General features: G+C 46.9%; 19 protein-coding genes. 5 read left to right on the top strand and 14 right to left on the bottom strand.

Features of this window, described 5'->3' with window-relative positions; all coding sequences use genetic code 11:
* The first annotated feature begins 148 nt into the window (after window positions 1-148).
* From QFZ80_RS37565 to QFZ80_RS37555, 3 genes are all read left to right on the top strand, one after another.
* Window positions 149-2,200: a DEAD/DEAH box helicase gene (locus QFZ80_RS37565; protein ID WP_307563697.1), complete on the top strand. Its 2,052-nt coding sequence runs from the start codon at window positions 149-151 to the stop codon at window positions 2,198-2,200.
* Between the two features lie 157 nt (window positions 2,201-2,357).
* Entirely contained in the window at window positions 2,358-2,945 is a 588-nt protein-coding gene (locus QFZ80_RS37560; protein ID WP_307550024.1) for a guanylate kinase, read from the top strand.
* Window positions 2,946-3,043: 98 nt separating this feature from the next.
* Window positions 3,044-4,189 carry a conserved virulence factor C family protein gene (locus QFZ80_RS37555; RefSeq protein ID WP_307563695.1) on the top strand — a complete coding sequence of 382 codons (1,146 nt, stop codon included), beginning with the start codon at window positions 3,044-3,046 and terminating at the stop codon, window positions 4,187-4,189.
* A gap of 203 nt (window positions 4,190-4,392) precedes the next feature.
* On the opposite strand, the gene hflC is transcribed toward QFZ80_RS37555, so the two are convergent.
* From hflC to infC, 5 genes are all read right to left on the bottom strand, one after another.
* Entirely contained in the window at window positions 4,393-5,265 is an 873-nt protein-coding gene (hflC, locus tag QFZ80_RS37550) for a protease modulator HflC (RefSeq protein ID WP_307550028.1), read from the bottom strand.
* Window positions 5,262-6,263, bottom strand: a complete 1,002-nt coding sequence (gene hflK, locus QFZ80_RS37545) for an FtsH protease activity modulator HflK (protein ID WP_307550030.1) — start codon at window positions 6,261-6,263, stop codon at window positions 5,262-5,264. The genes hflC and hflK overlap by 4 nt, the downstream gene beginning before the upstream one ends.
* Before the next feature lie 108 nt (window positions 6,264-6,371).
* Entirely contained in the window at window positions 6,372-7,619 is a 1,248-nt protein-coding gene (locus QFZ80_RS37540; RefSeq protein ID WP_307550032.1) for a M48 family metallopeptidase, read from the bottom strand.
* 71 nt (window positions 7,620-7,690) lie between these two features.
* Window positions 7,691-8,185, bottom strand: a complete 495-nt coding sequence (locus tag QFZ80_RS37535; protein WP_307550034.1) for a hypothetical protein — start codon at window positions 8,183-8,185, stop codon at window positions 7,691-7,693.
* Window positions 8,186-8,546: 361 nt separating this feature from the next.
* A complete protein-coding gene (gene infC / locus QFZ80_RS37530) occupies window positions 8,547-9,032 on the bottom strand; it encodes a translation initiation factor IF-3 (protein WP_307550036.1) in 486 nt (161 codons plus the stop codon).
* 76 nt (window positions 9,033-9,108) lie between these two features.
* Between infC and QFZ80_RS37525 the strand changes: the two genes are divergently transcribed.
* Entirely contained in the window at window positions 9,109-9,417 is a 309-nt protein-coding gene (locus QFZ80_RS37525) for a hypothetical protein (protein ID WP_307550038.1), read from the top strand.
* Window positions 9,418-9,425: 8 nt separating this feature from the next.
* On the opposite strand, the gene QFZ80_RS37520 is transcribed toward QFZ80_RS37525, so the two are convergent.
* From QFZ80_RS37520 to QFZ80_RS37495, 6 genes are all read right to left on the bottom strand, one after another.
* Window positions 9,426-10,454 carry an LLM class flavin-dependent oxidoreductase gene (locus QFZ80_RS37520; RefSeq protein WP_307550040.1) on the bottom strand — a complete coding sequence of 343 codons (1,029 nt, stop codon included), beginning with the start codon at window positions 10,452-10,454 and terminating at the stop codon, window positions 9,426-9,428.
* A gap of 441 nt (window positions 10,455-10,895) precedes the next feature.
* Complete coding sequence (locus QFZ80_RS37515; RefSeq protein ID WP_307550042.1) at window positions 10,896-11,651, bottom strand: sugar phosphate isomerase/epimerase family protein; 756 nt, start codon at window positions 11,649-11,651, stop codon at window positions 10,896-10,898.
* The gene (locus tag QFZ80_RS37510; protein WP_307550044.1) at window positions 11,648-12,589 is read right to left on the bottom strand and encodes an aldo/keto reductase; all 942 of its coding nucleotides are present in this window, start codon (window positions 12,587-12,589) and stop codon (window positions 11,648-11,650) included. The genes QFZ80_RS37515 and QFZ80_RS37510 overlap by 4 nt, the downstream gene beginning before the upstream one ends.
* 558 nt (window positions 12,590-13,147) lie before the next feature.
* Complete coding sequence (locus QFZ80_RS37505) at window positions 13,148-13,831, bottom strand: phosphatase PAP2 family protein (protein ID WP_307550046.1); 684 nt, start codon at window positions 13,829-13,831, stop codon at window positions 13,148-13,150.
* A 36-nt stretch (window positions 13,832-13,867) separates the two neighbouring features.
* Window positions 13,868-14,533 carry a TVP38/TMEM64 family protein gene (locus tag QFZ80_RS37500; RefSeq protein WP_307550048.1) on the bottom strand — a complete coding sequence of 222 codons (666 nt, stop codon included), beginning with the start codon at window positions 14,531-14,533 and terminating at the stop codon, window positions 13,868-13,870.
* 141 nt (window positions 14,534-14,674) lie between these two features.
* Window positions 14,675-15,526, bottom strand: a complete 852-nt coding sequence (locus QFZ80_RS37495) for a sugar phosphate isomerase/epimerase family protein (RefSeq protein ID WP_307550050.1) — start codon at window positions 15,524-15,526, stop codon at window positions 14,675-14,677.
* A 249-nt stretch (window positions 15,527-15,775) separates the two neighbouring features.
* Here QFZ80_RS37495 and QFZ80_RS37490 point away from each other — a divergent pair, with 249 nt between their 5' ends.
* Window positions 15,776-16,627 (top strand): AraC family transcriptional regulator, encoded by an 852-nt coding sequence (locus QFZ80_RS37490; RefSeq protein ID WP_307550052.1) that lies wholly within the window; start codon window positions 15,776-15,778, stop codon window positions 16,625-16,627.
* Window positions 16,628-16,936: 309 nt separating this feature from the next.
* Here QFZ80_RS37490 and QFZ80_RS37485 read toward each other — a convergent pair whose 3' ends face one another.
* The 3 genes from QFZ80_RS37485 to thiC all read right to left on the bottom strand — a co-directional run bounded on the left by QFZ80_RS37485 (window position 16,937) and on the right by thiC (window position 20,727).
* Window positions 16,937-18,052, bottom strand: a complete 1,116-nt coding sequence (locus QFZ80_RS37485) for an aminopeptidase (protein WP_307563692.1) — start codon at window positions 18,050-18,052, stop codon at window positions 16,937-16,939.
* 3 nt (window positions 18,053-18,055) lie between these two features.
* Window positions 18,056-18,661 carry an ArsR/SmtB family transcription factor gene (locus QFZ80_RS37480; RefSeq protein ID WP_307550055.1) on the bottom strand — a complete coding sequence of 202 codons (606 nt, stop codon included), beginning with the start codon at window positions 18,659-18,661 and terminating at the stop codon, window positions 18,056-18,058.
* A 281-nt stretch (window positions 18,662-18,942) separates the two neighbouring features.
* Window positions 18,943-20,727 carry a phosphomethylpyrimidine synthase ThiC gene (gene thiC, locus QFZ80_RS37475; protein ID WP_307550057.1) on the bottom strand — a complete coding sequence of 595 codons (1,785 nt, stop codon included), beginning with the start codon at window positions 20,725-20,727 and terminating at the stop codon, window positions 18,943-18,945.

The following is a 20,727-nucleotide window of genomic DNA, read 5'->3' as shown; positions in this document are numbered from 1 at the left end:
GTAATTACTCCTTGTTGGTCGGCTCCTGTTTTCATTTGTCTGGCATTCCTGTACAATGAGGGGATCGTCTTTAACAAGGAGAGACTTTGGTCTATGACCAAAGATCCCTATATTAAGTAGTAGAAAAAAGGGAGCTGGCCAATTAACCATGTCAAATGGATTTGCCTCATTAGGTATTAGAGAAAGTCTTGTACACGTATTACAATCTGGAGGAGTCGTAGATCCGACCCCCATTCAAAAAGAAGCGATTCCTGTTTTATTAAAAGGTACAGATGTTATCGCACAAGCACAAACAGGTACAGGTAAAACCCTTGCCTTTGTACTTCCTATATTAGAAACAATTGATGTAGAAAGCCCAGATGTCCAAGCACTTATATTGACACCGACACGTGAATTAGCTATTCAAATAAGCAATGAGCTGAAAAACCTTGTCCCTGTTACAGGAGCAAAGGTTTTGGCCGCATATGGCGGGCAAGATGTAGAAAAACAGCTTAGAAAGCTACAAGGTAACATACATATAGTAGTAGGAACACCGGGAAGATTGCTCGATCACCTTCGCCGCGGTTCAATCAACTTCTATAAATTGAAAATACTTGTATTAGATGAAGCCGATCAAATGCTGCATATGGGCTTCCTTCATGAAGTGAAGGATATCATTGCCCAAACATCCCCTTATCGTCAAACGCTGCTCTTCTCTGCAACTATGCCTGAGCAGGTCGTAAACCTATCCAAAGCTTATATGAAAGAAGCTAAGGAAATTAAAATTCAAAGTAAACAAGTGACTTTGACTGAGATTAAACAAGTCCTAGTTCCAACGACAGATCGAGACAAACAAGATGCATTGATAGCAGCTATTAAAGAATATAAGCCCTATTTAGCGATGATTTTCTGTCGTACGAAAGCTAAGGCTATCGCGCTCAATGAGGTTTTGCAGGAAATCGGCTTAATGTCAGATGAGCTTCATGGTGATTTGTCTCAAGCGAAGCGCGAACAGGTCATGAAGCGTTTCAGAGACGGGCGAATCGAACTTTTGGTAGCAACAGATATCGCAGCTCGTGGCTTAGATGTTGAAGGCGTCACTCATATTTTCAATTATGATGTCCCGCAAGATGCCGAGAGCTACATTCACCGTATTGGCCGAACTGGCCGTGCTGGAGAATCAGGTGTAGCTGTTACTTTTGCTACGCAGCGAGATATGCCTACCATTGAATTGATCGAAAAAGGGATTCGTATGTCTTTGAGAAGTCCGGAACAACAGCAAAGACGTGTTCGTTCCAACTCTGAGGAATATGTTGACACGGATGGCAGAGGTTCCGCACGCAGAAGCAGCGGTGGGCAATCACGCGGAGGCCGCAATGAAAGAAACGGCGCAGCGGAACAGCGCGGCGGACGCAGTGGAAGATCCGGCGCGCGCGAAGCTAGCCGCGGCGGTCGAGACAACGTTCAGTATGGAACGAAAAGTTCATCCTCTAGAGGCGATAAGTTCGGTGCTCGAACCGCTGCACCTGGAAGTGCACGTACTGGCCCACGTCCTGCGAAGGTCAACTCGGAACGCAATCCGAATACATGGGGACGTGCTGAGAATAAGGAGCGCCCAGCAGCAACGAATGCCGGACCAGGTCGCGGCGACAACATGAATGCAGCTAAAGCACGCGTCACCAAGTCATGGAGTGGCGGAGAAGAAGCCGAACGCGCGCCTCGTACAGCAGGTCGCGGTGATGGTACAGAGCGCAGACGTTCTGCTCCACATGGCGATAAGTCTTATTCGCCATATAACAAGTATGCCGGCACGGGGCGTGACGACGCTGCAAGTGCATCACGCACGATTCGCGGCGGCAAAGGCCGTGGCGACAGTGCGGAGCGCGGAGCACGAGGTGCAGCAACGCCTCGTGGCGAGGGCTTTGGAGCTCGCGGTGGAGCACCGCGCGGCGAAGGCTTTGGGACTCGCGGTGGAGCGCCGCGTGGAGACAGACCGAGCGCGCCTCGCGGCGGTCAAGCTGGCGGCGAACGCAGCGGCCAGGCACGCGGACACGGCGACAGTGCCGAGCGTGGAGCACGCAGTAGCGCACCACGCGGTGACAGCTTTGGAGCACGCGGCGGAGCGCCGCGTGGCGACAGATCCAGCTCGCCTCGCGGTGGGCAATCAGGCGGATCCCGCGGCAGCGCACCACGCGGTGGTGGTCGTGGCGGAAAGCGCTAAGAAAAGAAGCGCTTTCTACGCAAGGCTTTACCGAATAACCCGAACGTTGTAAAATATAAATACGGCTGCAAGTGATCCTACTCATCAAAAATCGTTTCATACCGTTGCACGCACGTAGGATTTACCCCCCACAATTCCCATTAAGGAGGTATGTTCCATGTACGCATTAAAGGACAAGGAAATGATTTTTGTATTCACCGGTCCTCACGGTGCTGGTCGTAAGACGGTCGCAGAAATGTCAGGCTCTACTTTGGGCATGAAGCAGGTCATCTCTTACACCACCAGACCTCCGAAGGCTACCGAAGAAGATGGTCAAGATTATCACTTTATCTCTCCTGCCGAGTTTGCTAAAGCGCAAGCTGGCGGTGAATTCATTGAGATTAGTACGGTTAATGACCATTTGTACGGCATCAAAAGTGCAGATATTGAACACATGTTCGGGCTTAGCGGCAGCATTTATTTAATCTTGAACCGCTTTGGCGCCGAAACCCTCAAAAAGATTTATGGAGATCACGTAGTCCTTATCTTCATTCATGCCGGGCGTGATAAACTTGAAAAACGGATGAAAGAAAGTGGAGACTCTGAGGAAATCATTTCGAAGTATCTCTCTTATTACGAAGATGAATTAGCTTTCCGTGATCAATGTGATCATGTGTTTGAGAATGTTGATTTAGCGCATACCGTGTTTGATTTAACGAAAACGTTGGATCAGTACTTAAATCGCAATTTAGTTGATTTAGATTAAACGGCAGTAACTGCCTATAACAGGCCTGGACGGAACTTCGTCCGGGTCTTTTCACGTAACAGTTAGCGGCTACGATGCTTTATAAAGGAGTTGTCCACTTGAAAATTATATCTATTGAACCTACACCCAGCCCCAATTCGATGAAGCTCAATATGGATGAGTCTCTTCCTGCTGGTGTACGAAAAACCTATACAAAAGAAAACAGCATGCACGCACCTGAAAGCATTGGGCATTTGCTGGCTATTCAAGGTGTGATTAGTGTGTTCCACGCAGCGGACTTCATTGCCGTAGACCGGACCTCTAAGGGGGACTGGCAGTTCATACTGGCCAGAGCCCGTGAGATTTTCGGTGAAGCCCAGCCATCTGCAGACGGAGGCCTGCCTCCGGAACAGCAGCCCACGGCTGAAGCCGCATTCGGTGAGGCACAAGTCCTCGTGCAGATGTTTCGCGGTATCCCGCTCCAGGTGAGGGTACGCGCTGGCGAAGAGGAAGTTCGCGTAGGAATGCCGGAGCGCTTCACTCAGGCGGCAGTTCGCGCAGGAACGGCATCGCCGAACCTGATTAAGGAGCGGAAGCTCGAGGAGCTCGGCGTACGCTACGGCGAGCTCGGAGACATCGCGGGCGAAGTCGTCCAGGAGCTGGACGCTTCTTACGACGACGCCCGCGTCGAAAGCTTGCTCTCCCTCGCGATGCAGGAGACTTCGATCCTTGCTACGGAGGAATCCGCAGGGGCTGAAGACGCCGGTGCAGCCCGAGCGCAGCTGCGCCACAGCGATTGGAAGCTGCGCTACGCAGCGCTTCAAAAGATCCAGCCGTCGCTTGAGACGCTGCCGCTTCTCGTCCATGCCCTGCAGGACGAGAACACGTCGATCCGGCGACTGGCAACTGTATACCTCGGGGATATCAAGGAACCCGAGGTACTGCCTTTTCTGTATCGTGCCCTCGAGGACGATACACCTTCCGTTCGGCGGACTGCAGGCGATACACTGTCCGACATCGGCGACCCTGCCGCTACCCCGGCCATGGCTAAGGCGCTCAAAGACCGCAACAAGCTTGTCCGCTGGCGCGCGGCTCGCTTCTTGTACGAAGTCGGCGACCAATCCGTACTGGACGCTTTGCATGCGGCCGCAGACGACTCCGAGTTCGAGGTCCGCATGCAGGTGAAAATCGCTTTGGAGCGCATTGAAGGCGGCCATGCAGCCGAAGGCTCGGTTTGGCAGCAAATGACAAGAAGAAACGAATAGATGGCTTATGAGAAAACCTCTATCGAGGCCATTCAAAGATGAGCGACCGCGTTTAGATGTAGGTTTTATCGCCAATAAGAAAGCGGTTTTCGGGAACCGAAAACTTATACTTTCTTATGTGGTCAAAAAAGCACAAAAAGGTATCCAAATTTATTGGATGCCCTTTTGTGCTTTTTTGATGGTTTTCTTTGTGCATGATTCTTTTATTTACCAAGCAAAATTTTCGTGTACGGTGAATCGATCGGCAGCATTATAACAGGCTCCCCTTTAAAAGAAACTAAGTAGCTATCCAGCGTACGATAAAAATTATAAAAGTAGGGATCCTTGCCGTAAGCTTCGTTATAAATTTGCGCAGCCTGCTGCTCCCCCTCGGCAACAATTTTTTTCGCGTCCGCTTCCGCTTGAGCTATAAGCTCACGGGCTTGTCGGTCTGCCTTGGATGTGATTTTCTTCGATTCCTCGTCCCCTTCGGACAAGTACTTGGCAGCAATGGATTGGCGATCGGAAATCATTCGCTTGTAAACGCTCATCTTGTTAGATTCAGGAAGGTCCGTACGTTTAATACGCACGTCGACAATCTTAATACCGTAGTTATCGCGTTCCATCAGTTCGGATACTTCCTTAGTTATCTCATCGTTTAAATTTCCGCGCTGTGTGTTTTCGCTAATAATATTACTGTAATCTATTTCTGATAATTTCCGCCTTACAGTATTATAGACAGCCGCGTCAATGCGCTCTTCACCGCCCGTTATAGACTGAATGGTACGCAGGAACTGCTGTGCATCGACAATTCTCCATACGGTATAGTTATCCACCTCGATTGGCTTCTTATCCTTTGTCAAAATAGAGGTCGGTTTGCTGTCATATACCATTTGATATTTCGGAAGCGTCTTTACGGATTCTATAAAAGGAATTTTGATATGAATGCCCGGCTCTGATTTAATGCGAACCGCTTCTCCGAACTTTAAAACCACCTTATATTCCCCTTCCTTCACAATAAAGAGCGAAATCAAGGAAAAAAAGGCTATAACTCCTGTCACAATGAGCGGTAAAATCCATTTTCTCTCTTTGCTCATTTCGCCGCCCCCCCTTGTGTCTGTCCGGACGCAGGATTACGCAGCAGCTCATTGATCGGTAAATATTTTACTGTTTCTCCCGAGCTATCGCTTATAAAAATTTTCGCAGACGGTAAAATCTTCTCTAAAGTCTCTATCACAAGTCTGCTTTCAGTAACAGATTTATTATTTACATACTCCGTATGGATGGCATTAAACTTTGCAACATCCCCTTGTGCATTCAAAATCCTGGACTTCTTCTGTGCTTCAGCGTTTTCAATTAGTGCCTGCGCGTTCCCTCTCTCCCTCGGAAGGATATCATTCTCGTACTTCATGGCTACGTTAATTTTCGTACTTTTCTCTTCCCGAGCGTTTGTAACATCCTTAAAGGCAGTCTGAACATCCCCCGCCGGCGGTTCAATATCCTGGAACTTCAGGTCGAGTATATGGATCCCTGTTTCATATTTGGCCTGCATCTCAATCAGCCGCTCTTTTACCTTGCCCTGCACTTCCGTTTTTCCTTCCGTAATCGCAAAATCAAGTGATGTCGAGCCGATGACCGAGCGAATCGCCGCACTTGCAGAGTTACGCAGGAACAGTTCGGCTTCATCGATATTGTATAAATAGTTTTGCATATTGCTGATATTCCACTCCACCACCGCATCCGCAGATAAAATGTTCTCGTCGCCCGTGATCATCAACGATTCTTCTTCAACGGGATTGACTTTGCCATTCGTTTCTCTAAAGCCAATCTGGATACGCTGCGTCTTCTTCGCCGGCAATACGATAACCTGCTGGATCGGATAAGGCAGCTTAAAATGAAGCCCAGCTTCCGTTTCACCACTATATTTCCCAAAGGTTAAAATAGCCGCCTTTTCATGTTCCTGGACGGTATAAAACATAGACATTCCAACCATTAAAACTATGACGATGACAATTCCGGCAACAATCTTCGATACCACGCCCGGAGGCAGCCCTCCGGGCCGGTTAGGTACACTTCTACCTTCAAAAACTTCCAAAGTAACACCCCTTTACAATTTTCGTCCTTCTAAGTGATACGGGATTAGCTGTGAAGGGTTTCAAGAACATGTGACACACAGGCAGTTGATTCCGATAACCTCTCCAGTTCATTTTGAAAATTGTTTAAAATACTCAATCCTTTGAATAATGGTAGGATGTGAACCTCGAAACCATTGTACGAGCTTCGGTTGTGTAACGGGGCTCAAATTTTCTTTGGCAATCTTTTGAAAAGCTTGGATGGCCGAGTTGCCGTCTCCTGTCATTTTCATCGAATAGATGTCTGCTCGATGTTCAAGAATTCGTGAGAACACATTCTGCACAGGTGCAGAGGCGAAATTCATCCATGTTACAATCAGAAGCAGTACAGGCAAAGCAGCCAAATCTCGTTCTCCGCGGATTCCCCAAAGCGAACCCCAACGTGTGATAAAGAAACGATAAGCATGAAAAGTAAGCCAGAGGCCAACAAAGCTGAGTAAGACGCCATAAGCGATCCCCCAGTAAATATGCTTCTCGATATAATGTCCCATTTCGTGAGCCATTACTGTCAAAATTTCCCTTGACTGCAGCTTCTTCAGAATCGTATCCCATAGAACAATTCGCGCGTTGCCTCCGATTCCATTCACATAAGCATTGATGGCATTCGTCCGCTCTGACATGTTGACCTCGTAAACCTGATCAGTTGGAATATGCGACTGGGCTGCGAGATGAAGAATTTGAGCTTTAAGTTCTTGATTCTGAAGAGGTTTAAAGTCATTGTAAAGCGGATCAAGCACGACGGGTTGGATAAACGTAACAAACAAAATAAGTGGGATGGAAGCCAACCAAAACCAGAGCCACCAACTTCCTGGACTGCGTCTTATTACCCACCTGAATAGCCCAACCATCACGATCGTTCCTAATCCGTTAATCAAAAAATCTTTGCCATGATCGCCCCAGAACATGGCCAGAGTCTCATTCGATATGCCATAAGCATGGTCCACTCGAAATAAAAAGAAATCAATTGGCAGAAACAGCACGTCCATTAGTAAGGTAAAAATCAGCAAAAAAGCAATCGTTTGCAGCCAAGAGCGGTGAAACCATCTCTCCGTCCCATTTCGAATCCGAACGGCGCTGCCAAGTAGAACAACTAGCAATCCCATTTGCATAGGTGAACTTACGAAAAAGGCCAGCGAACGAATACGTGACAAGGACTCGGACTTTTCGATTTCCTGATTAGTCATGAAGGTATGTGGATCAGCTATTGTTCCGGTGAGTGTATGCGGAATTTGAAACAAGTCTCCCTTCAGCAAGTATAAACTCATGGCACATGCATACACACCAAATACGATAATGAGTATTGTGTAAAAACGCTTCATTAAACTCCTCCAGGCCTTATGTTAATTGCTAATATCCTCCTTGTTATTTAATATATGGGTTCAACTTGAATTTACCCCTCGATTTCATATAAATTAATCAACAGCCAATCAGGCGTGAAATCTCTGGATAGCAGCCAAACATCTGTAAACTGACCTCGCGGAAGGACCAGCTTATGTTTTTTTCCTAATACATCTGACATTCCAAAAAGCAGGGATACATTACGAATTAGGAGCATGCAAGGGTGTTCATGAGAATACCCCTTGAATTTCTCTTCTTTATTTCTTATTCGGTCATTAATGACATTAATGAATGTATCCAACACTTCAGCTCCAGGCTTTGTAAGTTCGGAGCGCGACAACATCAGCCGTGCCTCTTCGGTATCGTAGAACAGATGGGTCACTTCTAGACCTGTACGATTCTGCCTTATATCCTCCAACAAAGCATCAGGCTTCTCTTGCTGCCTTAACATGCGCAAAGATATATTATTATTCCTATTGTACAACTCTATAAATATGTCAATGGCTGTTAGTTCCATCGCCTTTTTCTCAGCCTCGTTTTTATTCATAAGTCTCCCTCATATCCATTAATCAGGTTTAATGTTTATCATTCTACCGTATTATATGAGTTTATTCCCCACATGGTCATGCACCAAGCATTGCATTTCCTCAGTATACGTGTGATCTTTGCCAAAAACGAACTAATGCCATCCGAGTATCACAAAGTTCACTGGTTTTAACTCGCAAAAAAACCGTCATGGAAGTTTTTCATCCTGACGGCCCTTTGATTTTACTCGAACACACCTTGGCAAGACGATCCGACTTGCAAACCACACTTCTTGTATGGGGAGTTGCTGCTGCTGTACTCCGGTGCACCTAATGTATGATTGGACAACCTTCCCCACCGCTCACGATATCGCCAACCACCGCTTATAATGGATCCAGCTGCACAGCCGCTTGCTTACCGCTAAGCTGAATGCCTGTGTGCTTACGCCCATGCGAGCTCAAATCTTTGGTCAGCATCTCAAGCAGTTCTTTCGCCTTCGCGCCTTCTTTGCCTGAGATCTTCACGACCAGCAGCACAGCGTCACCGCCATGCAGAATGCGCTCTGCCTGCTGCCTCTTCGTCTCCAAGTCATGATCTTCGATGTGAGGTGTTAAGCGGAGCTCCTTGACCTTCGGTGCTTGCTCCCGCTTGCGGGCCTGCTGCTTTTCCTGCAGTGCTTCTTGCTTCGCTTGCCCAGCACCAATGAGCTTACAAGGAGGAGGACTGCTCATGAGCGAGGTACAGATTAAATCCACTTTCAGCTGCTTCGCTAGCAGCAATGCTTCCTTCGTGGACATTACGCCCAAATCTTCGCCAAGTAATCCCGTAACATGAACCTCGGATGCTTTGATTTTCTCATTCTTAATCATTGTGATTACACCTAATCTTTCGCTATAATGAACCCATCAACAGGAAGAGGTTGTTTAAGGAGATGTCTATACAAATATGAATAATAAACAATTAGAAGAGCAAATGATCGAGAATTACAAACGTGAAGAGCATATGATGATCCTCGTTTTTGCACAATGGTGTATCAACCATGATTTGGATCCTGCTGCGCTTTATCATAGCGCCTATCCCGACCAGCCTAATAACGAATCGCTGCAGCAAGCCCTTGATTTAACGGTTCCCAAAGATGAAGCCGGTGAAGTCCCTGATGACACTGTACTAGGCGTACTATCATTATTCGGCAATGAGGAGCTAGCCTTCATTGTCACACAAGAAATCGATAAGCGGCCGAGTACAAGCCGTTAATCGTTTCCTTAAAATGCATGCTGCTTCATCTCAAGATTAAAAGCTTCTGCCAACAATTTAATTGTTTGCATTCTCGTCTCAAAACGATAGCCGCCGGCCACCACCATCACTTCGTCAACTTGGTAGCTTTCGGCTAGGTTCAGCACCTGCTCCCTTACTTGGTTCGGATCACCAATGATCATACGGGATCGATTGTCCCTTACCCTTGTATGGTCCCAATCTGAGTATACATAATTAGCCGCTTCTTCGGGCGATTTCACTCCTGTGAATTCGCCTTTTTCCATTTGCAGAATGCGCAAATCAATCGAAGCCGCAAGCCCCTCGGCCTCCGCCTGCGTCTCAGCGCACAGCACGTAGATGCACACCGTCGCCTGCGGCACGACATTCAGCGCGGACGGTCGGAACGAGCTGCGGTAGCTGCGCACCGCATGCTGTCCTCCCGCTCCGTTGATGAAGTGCGCGAAGCAGAACGCTGCGCCTGCTTGCGAGGCATACACCCCGCTCTGCCCGGTGGAGCCGAGCAGCCACACCTGGGGCATCGAGTCCACCAAAGGGGTGGCGCGGATGCCCTCGAACACATGCCCGGGTTCCACCGAGTCGGCGAGGAACCCTAGTAGATCTGTGACTTGTGCTGGAAACCGCTCAAGTCCTTCGAACATATCAGCGCTGATGCCTCGCAGCGCTTTGGCCGTATGCGGCGTGCCTCCGGGCGCACGCCCGATGCCAAGGTCGATGCGCCCCGGGTAGAGCGCCTCGAGCATACGGAAATTCTCAGCGACCTTGTAGGGGCTGTAATGGGGCAGTAATACGCCGCCGGAGCCGAGTCGAATACGACTAGTGCGGGCAGCCAGTGTGGAGAGAAGCACCTCTGGCGAGGAGCCTGCAAGGCCTGCCGAGTTATGATGCTCTGACACCCAGAATCGGGTGTAACCGAGACGGTCGGCCACCTGAGCCAACCCAATTGTTTGCTGTAACGCCTCGCTATGCGTAAACCCGGATGATACCGGTGACTGATCAAGAATACTTAGCTTCAGCATTGTCATCCCTTCTTTCTGAGTCATCTGCCGATGATCTTGATTATACAACGTCCGACCAACAAAAGAAAAAGGACAAACCCCTAATGGCGTTGTCCCCGATTGTGAATTTTAACATCTCAATTCCTCTTACTTACTAAAAGTGTATGGTTACGGGGAAATTTTATGCCGGTCTTTTTGCCAAACAATAATTTTTCAATGCACTTTTTTCTTTAATTGAGTGTTATCGGAATCCATCATCATATAGGCTCACATGAGGTTGCTGGATGAATGAATCCCTATTCTCGGTTGAATGATGTTGTACAAACTGCAACTGATCGTCTTCCGCAGCTGAAAACCGCTCCAAAGGCACCTCATCGCGATACCGGGTTTCGCTTAATTCTCGCACCCTCGCTTCCAGCTTCGATTCTGTAAAAACATATCGAATCTCTCCTCCTATCGATTTCAGTGAATCAATTTCTCTATCTTGAGCAAATTGGTATAACTTAACGCCAAACTATCCATCGGGTTTCCAGGGCAATAATCTTGCTCAACAGCGAACCATTCTACCCCATTTTGCAATCCCCACTTCAGGATCGGTGCGAAATCAATCAATCCAGTTCCGATTTCAGCGAAATATTTTCTTTCGTCTGCCGTAATGTCCTTCAGATGGAGGATCGGCATACGAAAAGCATAATTTTGGATGAAGGATAGCGGATCTTGTTCCGCTTTTTTTACCCAGTAGGTGTCAATCTCTGCATAAATAGCCGGATCATCAAGCAAATATTCCAAAGCAAATTTCCCATCGATTGTCGTATGAAATTCAAAATCGTGATTATGATAACCTACGCGGTATCCCAAGCCACTGACTTTGGAAGCTGCCTGCTGCAAATCGCGACGCACACTACCATACCCTTCTGGATTCTGCAGCCCATCCGGGAGGGAATGGCAGATCAGATCCTTCGTATCGAAAAGGCGAGCCTCCTCCAATACGGCGTCCATATCGTTCTTCAATCGATCCAAACCGACATGCATGCCAGCCGTTTGCAATCCGATTTCCTTCATAACCGCAGCAATATCTTTCGCGGGGTTTCCATGTAACCCATCGATTTGGACGGCCGCCCATCCCATCTTTTTGACCTCTTTCAGCACGCTTGGGAAATCTTTTTTCAATTCGTTTCTCAAGGTATATAATTGCGCAGCCAATTTATGTTTAATCATTCCGCAATCTCCTCCCTTTTCAAATCCAACCATTCGACCTCTTGCTTAGTTAAAGGCAGATTCATAGCTTGTATAGAGGAATCTAGCTCCTCCGGGTTTCGAGGCCCAATGATTGCACAGGTCGGGAATGACTGATTAAGAACGTATGATAAGGCAATTTGAATCGGTGAAACCTGCTTTTCTTCCGCCAGCTTCGCGGCACGACGATAACGTTCCCAGTTGTTTTCACTGTAGTACACGCGTACCATTTCCTCATCCGCACGATTGTCTGGTGTGAAATTTCCTGAGAAAAATCCACCAGCTTGGGCGGACCATGCCAACAATGGCAGCTGATTGACCGAATGCCAACCGCAGGTCTTCTCATCTGCCGAAACACAGCCCTCCCATCGGGGAACGTTTGGCTTAGCAAGACTAAGATTCGGACTGCTGAATGAAAAACCTATGAGTTTATGGTCATCCGCGTACTCATTCGCTTCCTGAATTCGCTTATACGACCAATTAGATGCTCCAATAGCTCGGATTCGCTTGGCTTCAAGGTGTGCATTCAGCTCTTCGATGATCGGTCCGACCGCTACCTCCGGATCATCTCGGTGCAGCGCATAGAGATCGACATACTCCGTTCCTAGCCGCTCCAGACTCTCCGTTAAATCCTTACGGATGGCTTCCGGATTTACCCGTGGACCCGGACTGCCGTCATCATGATGAGCACCCTTTGTTAGAATGACTACCTTTTCCCGGTTCATCTGCTCCGCAAGCCATTGGCCGAGAACTAGTTCTTTCCCGCGATATTGATGGGCAGTATCGAAGGCATTGCCGCCAGCGTGAATGTAACCATCCAGCATCATCCGTTCTGGCTCTTCCAATTTTCTTAAATCTCCCGTTCCCATGAACAACCGGGAAATGGGTTTGTCTACGCCCTTGATATTCATATATCTCATCCTGAATCCTCCTTCAAACTCAAACCGCTTCAATCAGATGTGAGTATGGCCGCTCTATTCAAATCCTCTGGCGTAAAATGGGTCACATCGACCGCCAACAGGTATCTGCCACTTTTACGCTTTGATGAAGCGCTTCCATTTTTATTAGAATTAGTCGCAGATGGTTTTTATGTCGAAGTATTCATCTTCTTTTCTGGTATCGATTCCAGAATCAGCGTTACATGTTGTATTTGAATAAACAATGCACTTTCTGGTATCGCTACCAGAAAATTGACTGTGCTTCTGGTTCATAGTATAAATCGATTATCTTCTTTTGACAATGGTATACATTTAGAAACAGTTAAAATTTTCACCTAACGAATCTCATCTATTCATAAAGTTTTTGCTCTATGCCGTCCCCATCTTCAGGGAGATACCCACTCATCGAAGATGTGCTGACTTTAGAGGATGTCTCCGTACAGATCAAGTTGGAAGAGAAGGTTGAAAAAGGCCGTCAGGATAATCCTGACGGCCTTTTGTGTTTACCTCAATCGATGTATGCTTTCTAACGAGTTAAACTCAGCCGCGCAGCTGTTCCGATCTAAGTATGCTTCGTATCTTTCTCGTTCTGATACGGTGAATCGCCATGATACATCCAATGAGTCCGGCACCGCCAGCTGCAAACCCTGCCAGTACATCACTTGGATAATGAACACCTAGATAAATCCGGCTTAGCCCGATACATACGACAACAACAATAGTAACAACCGGGATTAGCCAGGCTGCCTTCCATATTTTACGCACGTTGACCCATAATAAGTAGCCGATCAGTCCATAGAACAGGATGGATACCATCGCATGTCCACTTGGGAAGCTGAAGCTGTTTTCCTCAATCAATCGCATTCCCGCAGGGCGGTCACGCTGAAATAGATCTTTAAGAAGTTGATTCAACCCCCATGCTGTCAATACACCAATGAGCAGTACAAGTGTCTCCCATTTGTGCTTAAATTTGATCAGCAGGATGAGGGCTACAACAACGAATACAATGAATTCTGTTATCGCTTTTCCCATTATCGTAAAAAATAAAGCAACCGGTGTTACAGCGTCACTCCTCAGTGAACGTACAGCACTACCTATATTCTCGTCAAATTCCTTTAACCAGCTGGATGACAAGCTTTGAGAAAATAGAACGAAACCGATTAACAACACGCACGCTGCCCCAAACCCCCAAAATAAATCTTTGTACAACGATTTCCCCTGCATGACCCCATTCTCCCCCACAATGATCTTTTCTTTATGCTATGCCCGGTCGCGAGTTCTTATAGCCTGTGTCTTTTTTAAGAGCAGCGGTATTAACGCAAAAGCGATGTACATCCCCACTGCGGCATAAAACTTACCCGACCCAATGTCTTGCAGTGATGCACCAAAAACGTTATAAACAACGGCACCAGGAATTATACCAATCAACGTTCCCCACGTATAGTCCCAAAAACGAATTTTGGACAGTCCTGCCCCATAACTTACGCCATCGAAAGGAAAGAAAGGCATTAGACGCATATAAAGGACGACCACAAACCCTTTTTCTTCTGCCTTCTGGTCGAAAGACTGCAGCTTCTTATTTCGCAAAATTCGCTGAAAGCTGTTGCGGCCCCATTTGCGCGTAATATAGAAAGAAAGCAACGCCCCAGCGCCAGCCCCAATGATATCATAGATCGTTCCCCAGAAAGCGCCAAACACATAGCCCCCATATAGGGTCAACGGTGTCGCCGGAAATAACACCAATGGACGAAGCGTGTAAACAATAATATATAGCAGCCCGCCAAGTGGACCTAAGTCACGGAGCCAATCAGTCAGCCAATCTAGATCCAAGCGCTCCCATACACCAGTCCATTTCAAAACGAGCAGACCGGCGACAGCGATTATAAACCATAACAATAGTAACCAGAGCGACTTCGAGCGCGCCATGGTTCCCCTCCTTTATGCAATGCCCAGTATTCCTGAGTTCCATCTTACACAAAGCAAGGGCTACTAATCAACCATGGGCATTCAACTGAAAAAAGCCCCACTCGCTGAAGACGAGTGAGACTCCTATAACCATACCATTATTTATGCCAACCATTGTTTCACTTTCGATGCAAAATTGTTCAGCATCTCTTGCGAGCCATATTGACCGCTGAAATCTTCAATGCCAAGGTAACCATCGTAGCCGACCTCTTTTAAGTCATTCAGCAGCTGCTTCCAATTGACGATCCCTTCATTTAGTGGTGCCCACTCGCTTTTCCAGAGCTTGATACCCTCTTGCTCTTCGCCGGTTGGCAACCATCTTGCATTTTTAACATGAACATGCGCTAGATAAGGTCCGAGCAGCTCAAGGCCCATGCGGAAATTCTCGTATCCTTCATGCACCATGTTGCCGGCATCATGCAGAACCCCAATGTAATCTGAATTGAAGTTGGAAACCAGTCGGTGTGCCAATCCAGCACTTGGTGTGATCGTATTATGGTGGATTTCAGTTAAGGCTTTAATGCCATACTGCTGAGCAAATTCCTGCACATGATGTAAATAGTCCACAGCCGTTGCATATAAGTCATTATAATTCTTACTCTTGTCATAGCCAGGAACACCAACACGAATGAAGGAAGCTCCTATTTTCTGAGCCGTTTTGAAAACATGCTCGGTCTCTGCAACATTACAAGCATTTAAGTAAGGGGTGATACTCAAGTTCACTAAGTTATTGTTAACAGCAGCAAGTCGGAAACGTTCCAATTCTTCGTCTGAACCATTCGGATCAATGGAACAAAGATTATTTCTCCAGAAAGATGGCTTCTCATTTACCGCGTCAGCTGGAATATCTTTGAAACGCCATTCAATGCCTTCAATCCCGGCAGCAATGGCCGCCTTTGCTAGTTCTTCTGGGGTCAGGTCAGGTGTTGCTACAGTAAACACGGATAATTTCATTTGAATATGCCTCCTAATTTCATCAGAGCTTGGCGTCACTTTGTGGGATAATATAGGGATCTTTGAGCGTAGATCAAAGTCTCTCTGCTCAGGGATCTTTGAGCGTAGCTTAAAGTCTCTCCGCTCAAACAAGAGCAGGTTGATTGTTTATCTATTCTTTATTTTGCAGTATAATAAAAACGTATTCATTGCATTAATTGGGCAAAAGTTTGCTAATATTGACTCCAGCTAAATAGAGGAGAGCCTCACATGCAGGAACTTTACCAGAATCTACATCGCATGATCAATTTTAGACATGCCGTGACCCATGATCCGATTCCATTGGATTTCCATCAGCACCAGGACCAATATGAAATTTATTTTTTCCTTACTGGGGACGTTCACTACTTCATCGAAAAACAGGTTTACCCCCTGCAGTACGGGGATCTGCTGATCATGCACAGTAATGAATTGCACAGACCTAATTTCCAATCCAAAAAGCAGCGTTATGAGAACGTGGTGATCCATTTTAATCCTACTCTGGTGGAGAACTTTAATTCCCCTCAGTTTAACTTGCTTGATTGCTTCAATAACCGTATATTTGGTGAGCAAAACCGGATGCGGCTGACTCCACCGCAAATTGATGACATTATGAAGCTGTATGAACGTATGGAGATGCATAAGCGGCCTCAAGCGCTCCCAGGATCGGAAATTCTGTTTGTTTCAGCCTTTATCGAGCTGCTCGTGTTTATCAATCGAATTTTTCAAAATCAAGGCAAACAAGAAGAACAGGTCATGATTCCCGACAAGCTTTCCTCCCTATTCACCTACATTGATGAAAATTTAGATCAAGATCTGTCGCTCGAGGTACTGGAACACGTCGTGTTCATGAATCGTTCCTACCTATGCAGACTGTTCAAAAAACACACAGGCAGCACCATTCATGAGCATATCTTGTTCAAGCGCATCGCCAAAGCGAAACAGCTGCTGCGCGAGGGCTCTACAGTCACAGATACGTGCCAGCTAGCAGGCTTCAACGATTACTCTAACTTTATCCGAACGTTTAAGAAAGCTGTCGGCCTTCCTCCTCGTCAGTACCAGGCCCAGCAGCGGCGGGTATGATTGTGGAACTGTTAGTTAAACAGGTTGGTAGACAGGAATGAAAAAGTGCGTTGAGAAAGGCGCTAGACAGCAATGAAGAAGTGCCATTGAAAAGGTCGCTAGACAACAATTGAAAAACAGAAAAAGGTCGCCCAAGTCTTCTGACTTTGGACAACCTTTTTTTTTGTTGGAGCTACGGAGGGTAATCAGAACAGGCAGCTCATGCCTATAGGAGCTTTAGAGCCAAAATTGCTGCACAAAATACATCTATATGTACTAGAAGAGATACCTCAAAAACCAGCTACCTGATTACCGAACACCATGTCTGCTCTACTTCAAGTTTTCCGGATTCAGCTGCAGAAGCTCAGGCAGTACGAAAATACCGTCCTTACGAATCAGCACATCGTCAAACCAAATTTCGCCGCCGCCGTATTCTGGACGTTGGATATTCACGATATCCCAGTGCAAGGAGGATTTGTTGCCGTTATAAGCATCATCGTAGCAATTTCCTGGTGTGAAGTGGAAGCTGCCGTCGATTTTCTCATCGAAAAGCGTATCTTTCATCGGCTCTTGAATGTAAGGATTCACACCAATTGCGAATTCACCTACATAACGCGCACCTTCATCCATATCAAAAATTTGATTAATTCGGTCTGTATCGTTAGCTGTTGCTTTTATGATTTTACCATTTTCGAATTCAAGTACGATATTCTCGAAAATGAAACCATCATGAGGCGTTGGTGTATTGTAGGAAATGATACCATTCACCGACTCACGAACTGGTGCGGAGTAAACTTCGCCATCCGGGATGTTGAGCTCCCCATCGCATTTAACGCCGCCGATACCTTTAATGGAGAATGTCAAATCCGTGCCTGGACCGACTAGGCGCACTTTATCCGTGCGATCCATGAGGTCTTTCAAAGCATCCATTGCTTTGGACATTTTGCCATAATCCATCGTACATACGTTGAAGTAGAACTCCTCGAACTCATCCGTACTCATGCTGGCAAGCTGCGCCATGGAAGACGTCGGGTAACGAAGAACGACCCATCTCGTATCCTTCACGCGGATATCAAAATGAACCTGTTGATAATAAATTGAATTGTACAGCTTCATTCGATCTGCCGGAATATCCGACAGTTCATAACTATTGGCTCCGCCGCGTACACCTATGTATCCTTGCATTTGTTTCATTTGGAAAGCATCGGCATCTGCCCATGTTTGCATTTGAGCTTCTGTACCATTCATGATGAGTTGGCGCATAATCACATGATCTCTTACATTGACGAAAGGATGCGCGCCAGCTGCGTGAACCTTTTTCACGATCTCTTTTACAAGAGCAGAATCAATGCCATACGCTTCTATCAAAATATTTTCGCCAGGCTGTGCCTTAACCGAATAATTCACAAGGACATCAGCGAGTTTCGTTAGTCTTGGATCCAGCATACTTTATCTCTCCTCTTCTTCTTCAACAGGGTCAAAAGACGGCTCATTCGTTTGAAAGCCGACCGTAGTCAAATAAAACCACTCCCCATTTTCTTCCTGTGACGAATCGAGCTCAAAGATAAGAGCACGAAACTTTCTCAGCCATTCTGCATATTTCTCTTTGCTCATTTTGACTTCGACCTGCGTCATAATAATCGGCCATTGTGTACGATCAGGAGATGGAATTTGGAACGCCTCTTCGGGGGCATTAATCGCTCTGCGTCTAGCACGTCCAAGTACGCTAAGCGTCCTCTCGCGATAGTAATTCTCAACCTCTGAGACGTAAGGCAGCAGTTTTTCACTAGGGACGAAGCCGCGGGCTACTGCACGATAAAACTTTTGCAAAATACCATTCTTTAGTTCCGTACGAACGACCGAAATCAAGCCATGCTTCTCAAGCTCATTCAAATGATAATGTACTTTCGCACGTGCCATTCCCAGCAGTTTAGCCAATTGCTGACCGGTGTAAGCTTTCTCTATAAGATAAAGCAACACCTTAGCGCGAAGTGGATCACTTATCGTTTTTAATTGCTCAAGTTCCTCAATAATATAAACCGGTTGCAGCTTCATATGGACTCGACCTCCCTCTATTGTACCAATCTAGCCCTTAAACATGCGTCTTTGGTCAACTCTTAATCTCTTAATGAGATTAATTAAACGACGGTCAAATCTTTTTAACCGTATCATAATGCGAAAAGGATTTCATGTCAATTGCAGTCTCGGCAAGCATGAATGTCCTCATTTCTGACCATTTCAACGCTTTAACGAATTAACGAAGTTAAGCTTTCCTCTATGGTAGCAAAAAGGGACGTTTCTGTCACCCATTAAAGGTGGAAACGTCCCTCGATTTATTATCGATAAATATGGCTTCCAGCTTCACGGAATTCTTTGGACTTCTCCTCCATGCCGCTGTTTCGCGCGGACTCTTCATCAAGCCCTTGTGCGTGTGCGTACTGCCTTATATCCTGCGTAATGCGCATACTGCAAAACTTCGGTCCACACATGGAGCAGAAGTGCGCCGTCTTCGCGCCTTCGGCCGGCAGCGTCTCATCGTGGTACTCGATGGCGCGTTCCGGATCGAGCGAGAGATTGAATTGATCTCGCCAGCGAAATTCGAAGCGCGCCTTGGACAGCGCGTTGTCGCGAATTTGCGCTCCCGGATGGCCTTTAGCCAGATCGGCGGCGTGCGCAGCGATCTTGTACGTGATAACTCCAACACGTACGTCTTCCTTATTCGGCAGGCCGAGATGCTCCTTCGGCGTCACATAGCACAGCATCGCCGTGCCGAACCAGCCGATCATCGCTGCCCCAATGGCAGAGGTGATATGGTCATAGCCTGGCGCAATGTCGGTCGTCAGCGGTCCAAGCGTGTAAAATGGCGCTTCTTGGCAAACTTCCAGCTGACGGTCCATATTTTCTTTAACCAGATGCATCGGCACGTGGCCTGGTCCTTCAACCATCACTTGGACGTCGTGCTTCCAAGCGATTTGCGTCAACTCGCCAAGTGTTTCCAATTCGGCGAACTGGGCTTCATCGTTCGCGTCTGCGATCGATCCAGGGCGCAGTCCGTCACCGAGGGAGAAGGCGACGTCGTAAGCTTTCATAATTTCGCAAATATCTTCGAAATGCGTATAGAGAAAGTTCTCTTGGTGGTGAGCTAGGCACCATGCAGCCATGATGGATCCACCGCGGGAGACAATACCCGTTACGCGCTGAGCTGTCATAGGGATGTAACGCAGCAGTACGCCCGCATGGATCGTAAAGTAACTTACACCCTGTTCGGCTTGCTCAATCAGCGTATCACGGTACACTTCCCAAGTGAGGTCCTCCGCTTTGCCGTTCACTTTTTCGAGCGCTTGATACAGTGGTACTGTTCCTACAGGAACAGGGGAGTTACGGATGATCCATTCGCGTGTTGTATGTATGTTTTTACCTGTCGATAAATCCATAATCGTGTCAGCACCCCAACGGGTTGCCCATGTCATCTTCTCGACCTCTTCCTCAATGGAAGAAGCAACGGCGGAATTTCCGATATTGGCATTAATTTTCACAAGGAAGTTGCGTCCGATGATCATCGGCTCGCTTTCGGGATGATTAATATTGGAAGGAATGATGGCACGGCCAATAGCGACCTCTTTACGAACGAATTCAGCATCGAGATTCTCTCGAATTGCAATGTACTCCATTTCCGGTGTCACGATGCCTTGGCGTGCATAATGCATCTGTGTCACGTTACAGCCTTGCTTAGCTCGGAGCGGTCTGCGGTGTAAGCCTGGGAATATTTCGGCGGCACCTCTTGCATCAGGAGATACAAGTCCATTATCCTCCGGCTTCACTTCACGTCCAACGTAAGATTCAACGTCACCACGCTCTTCGATCCATGTTAAGCGATTAGCGGGAAGACCTTGACGGATATCCGTTTTCAGTTCTGTATCGGTATAAACACCACTTGTGTCATAAACCTGCACAGGCTCATTCGTCACTTCTTCTCCTTGAATATTTGTGGAGGTTCCCAAAGATATTTCCCTCATTGGCACTTGAATATCTGGTCTTGAGCCTTGTACATATACCTTTTTACTACCTGGAAATGTGGAAATTTGGACGTCTTTCACGGAACTACTATTAGTTGTTGTCAT

Source organism: Paenibacillus sp. V4I7, from assembly GCF_030817275.1.
In the GTDB taxonomy this organism is placed as follows: Bacteria; Bacillota; Bacilli; order Paenibacillales; family NBRC-103111; genus Paenibacillus_E.
This window is presented reverse-complemented; position numbering and strand designations above follow the sequence as displayed.

Coding starts and splice junctions, on each gene's coding strand:
- QFZ80_RS37480 (WP_307550055.1), bottom strand. CDS start 18,661: ATGAAGCTGCAACCGGTTTATATTATTGAGGAACTTGAGCAATTAAAA.
- QFZ80_RS37565 (WP_307563697.1), top strand. CDS start 149: ATGTCAAATGGATTTGCCTCATTAGGTATTAGAGAAAGTCTTGTACAC.
- QFZ80_RS37485 (WP_307563692.1), bottom strand. CDS start 18,052: ATGCTGGATCCAAGACTAACGAAACTCGCTGATGTCCTTGTGAATTAT.
- thiC (WP_307550057.1), bottom strand. CDS start 20,727: ATGACAACAACTAATAGTAGTTCCGTGAAAGACGTCCAAATTTCCACA.
- QFZ80_RS37560 (WP_307550024.1), top strand. CDS start 2,358: ATGTACGCATTAAAGGACAAGGAAATGATTTTTGTATTCACCGGTCCT.
- QFZ80_RS37505 (WP_307550046.1), bottom strand. CDS start 13,831: ATGCAGGGGAAATCGTTGTACAAAGATTTATTTTGGGGGTTTGGGGCA.
- QFZ80_RS37510 (WP_307550044.1), bottom strand. CDS start 12,589: ATGAGATATATGAATATCAAGGGCGTAGACAAACCCATTTCCCGGTTG.
- QFZ80_RS37535 (WP_307550034.1), bottom strand. CDS start 8,185: ATGAATAAAAACGAGGCTGAGAAAAAGGCGATGGAACTAACAGCCATT.
- QFZ80_RS37540 (WP_307550032.1), bottom strand. CDS start 7,619: ATGAAGCGTTTTTACACAATACTCATTATCGTATTTGGTGTGTATGCA.
- QFZ80_RS37490 (WP_307550052.1), top strand. CDS start 15,776: ATGCAGGAACTTTACCAGAATCTACATCGCATGATCAATTTTAGACAT.
- infC (WP_307550036.1), bottom strand. CDS start 9,032: ATGATTAAGAATGAGAAAATCAAAGCATCCGAGGTTCATGTTACGGGA.
- hflC (WP_307550028.1), bottom strand. CDS start 5,265: ATGAGCAAAGAGAGAAAATGGATTTTACCGCTCATTGTGACAGGAGTT.
- QFZ80_RS37515 (WP_307550042.1), bottom strand. CDS start 11,651: ATGATTAAACATAAATTGGCTGCGCAATTATATACCTTGAGAAACGAA.
- QFZ80_RS37520 (WP_307550040.1), bottom strand. CDS start 10,454: ATGCTGAAGCTAAGTATTCTTGATCAGTCACCGGTATCATCCGGGTTT.
- QFZ80_RS37525 (WP_307550038.1), top strand. CDS start 9,109: ATGAATAATAAACAATTAGAAGAGCAAATGATCGAGAATTACAAACGT.
- QFZ80_RS37495 (WP_307550050.1), bottom strand. CDS start 15,526: ATGAAATTATCCGTGTTTACTGTAGCAACACCTGACCTGACCCCAGAA.
- QFZ80_RS37500 (WP_307550048.1), bottom strand. CDS start 14,533: ATGGCGCGCTCGAAGTCGCTCTGGTTACTATTGTTATGGTTTATAATC.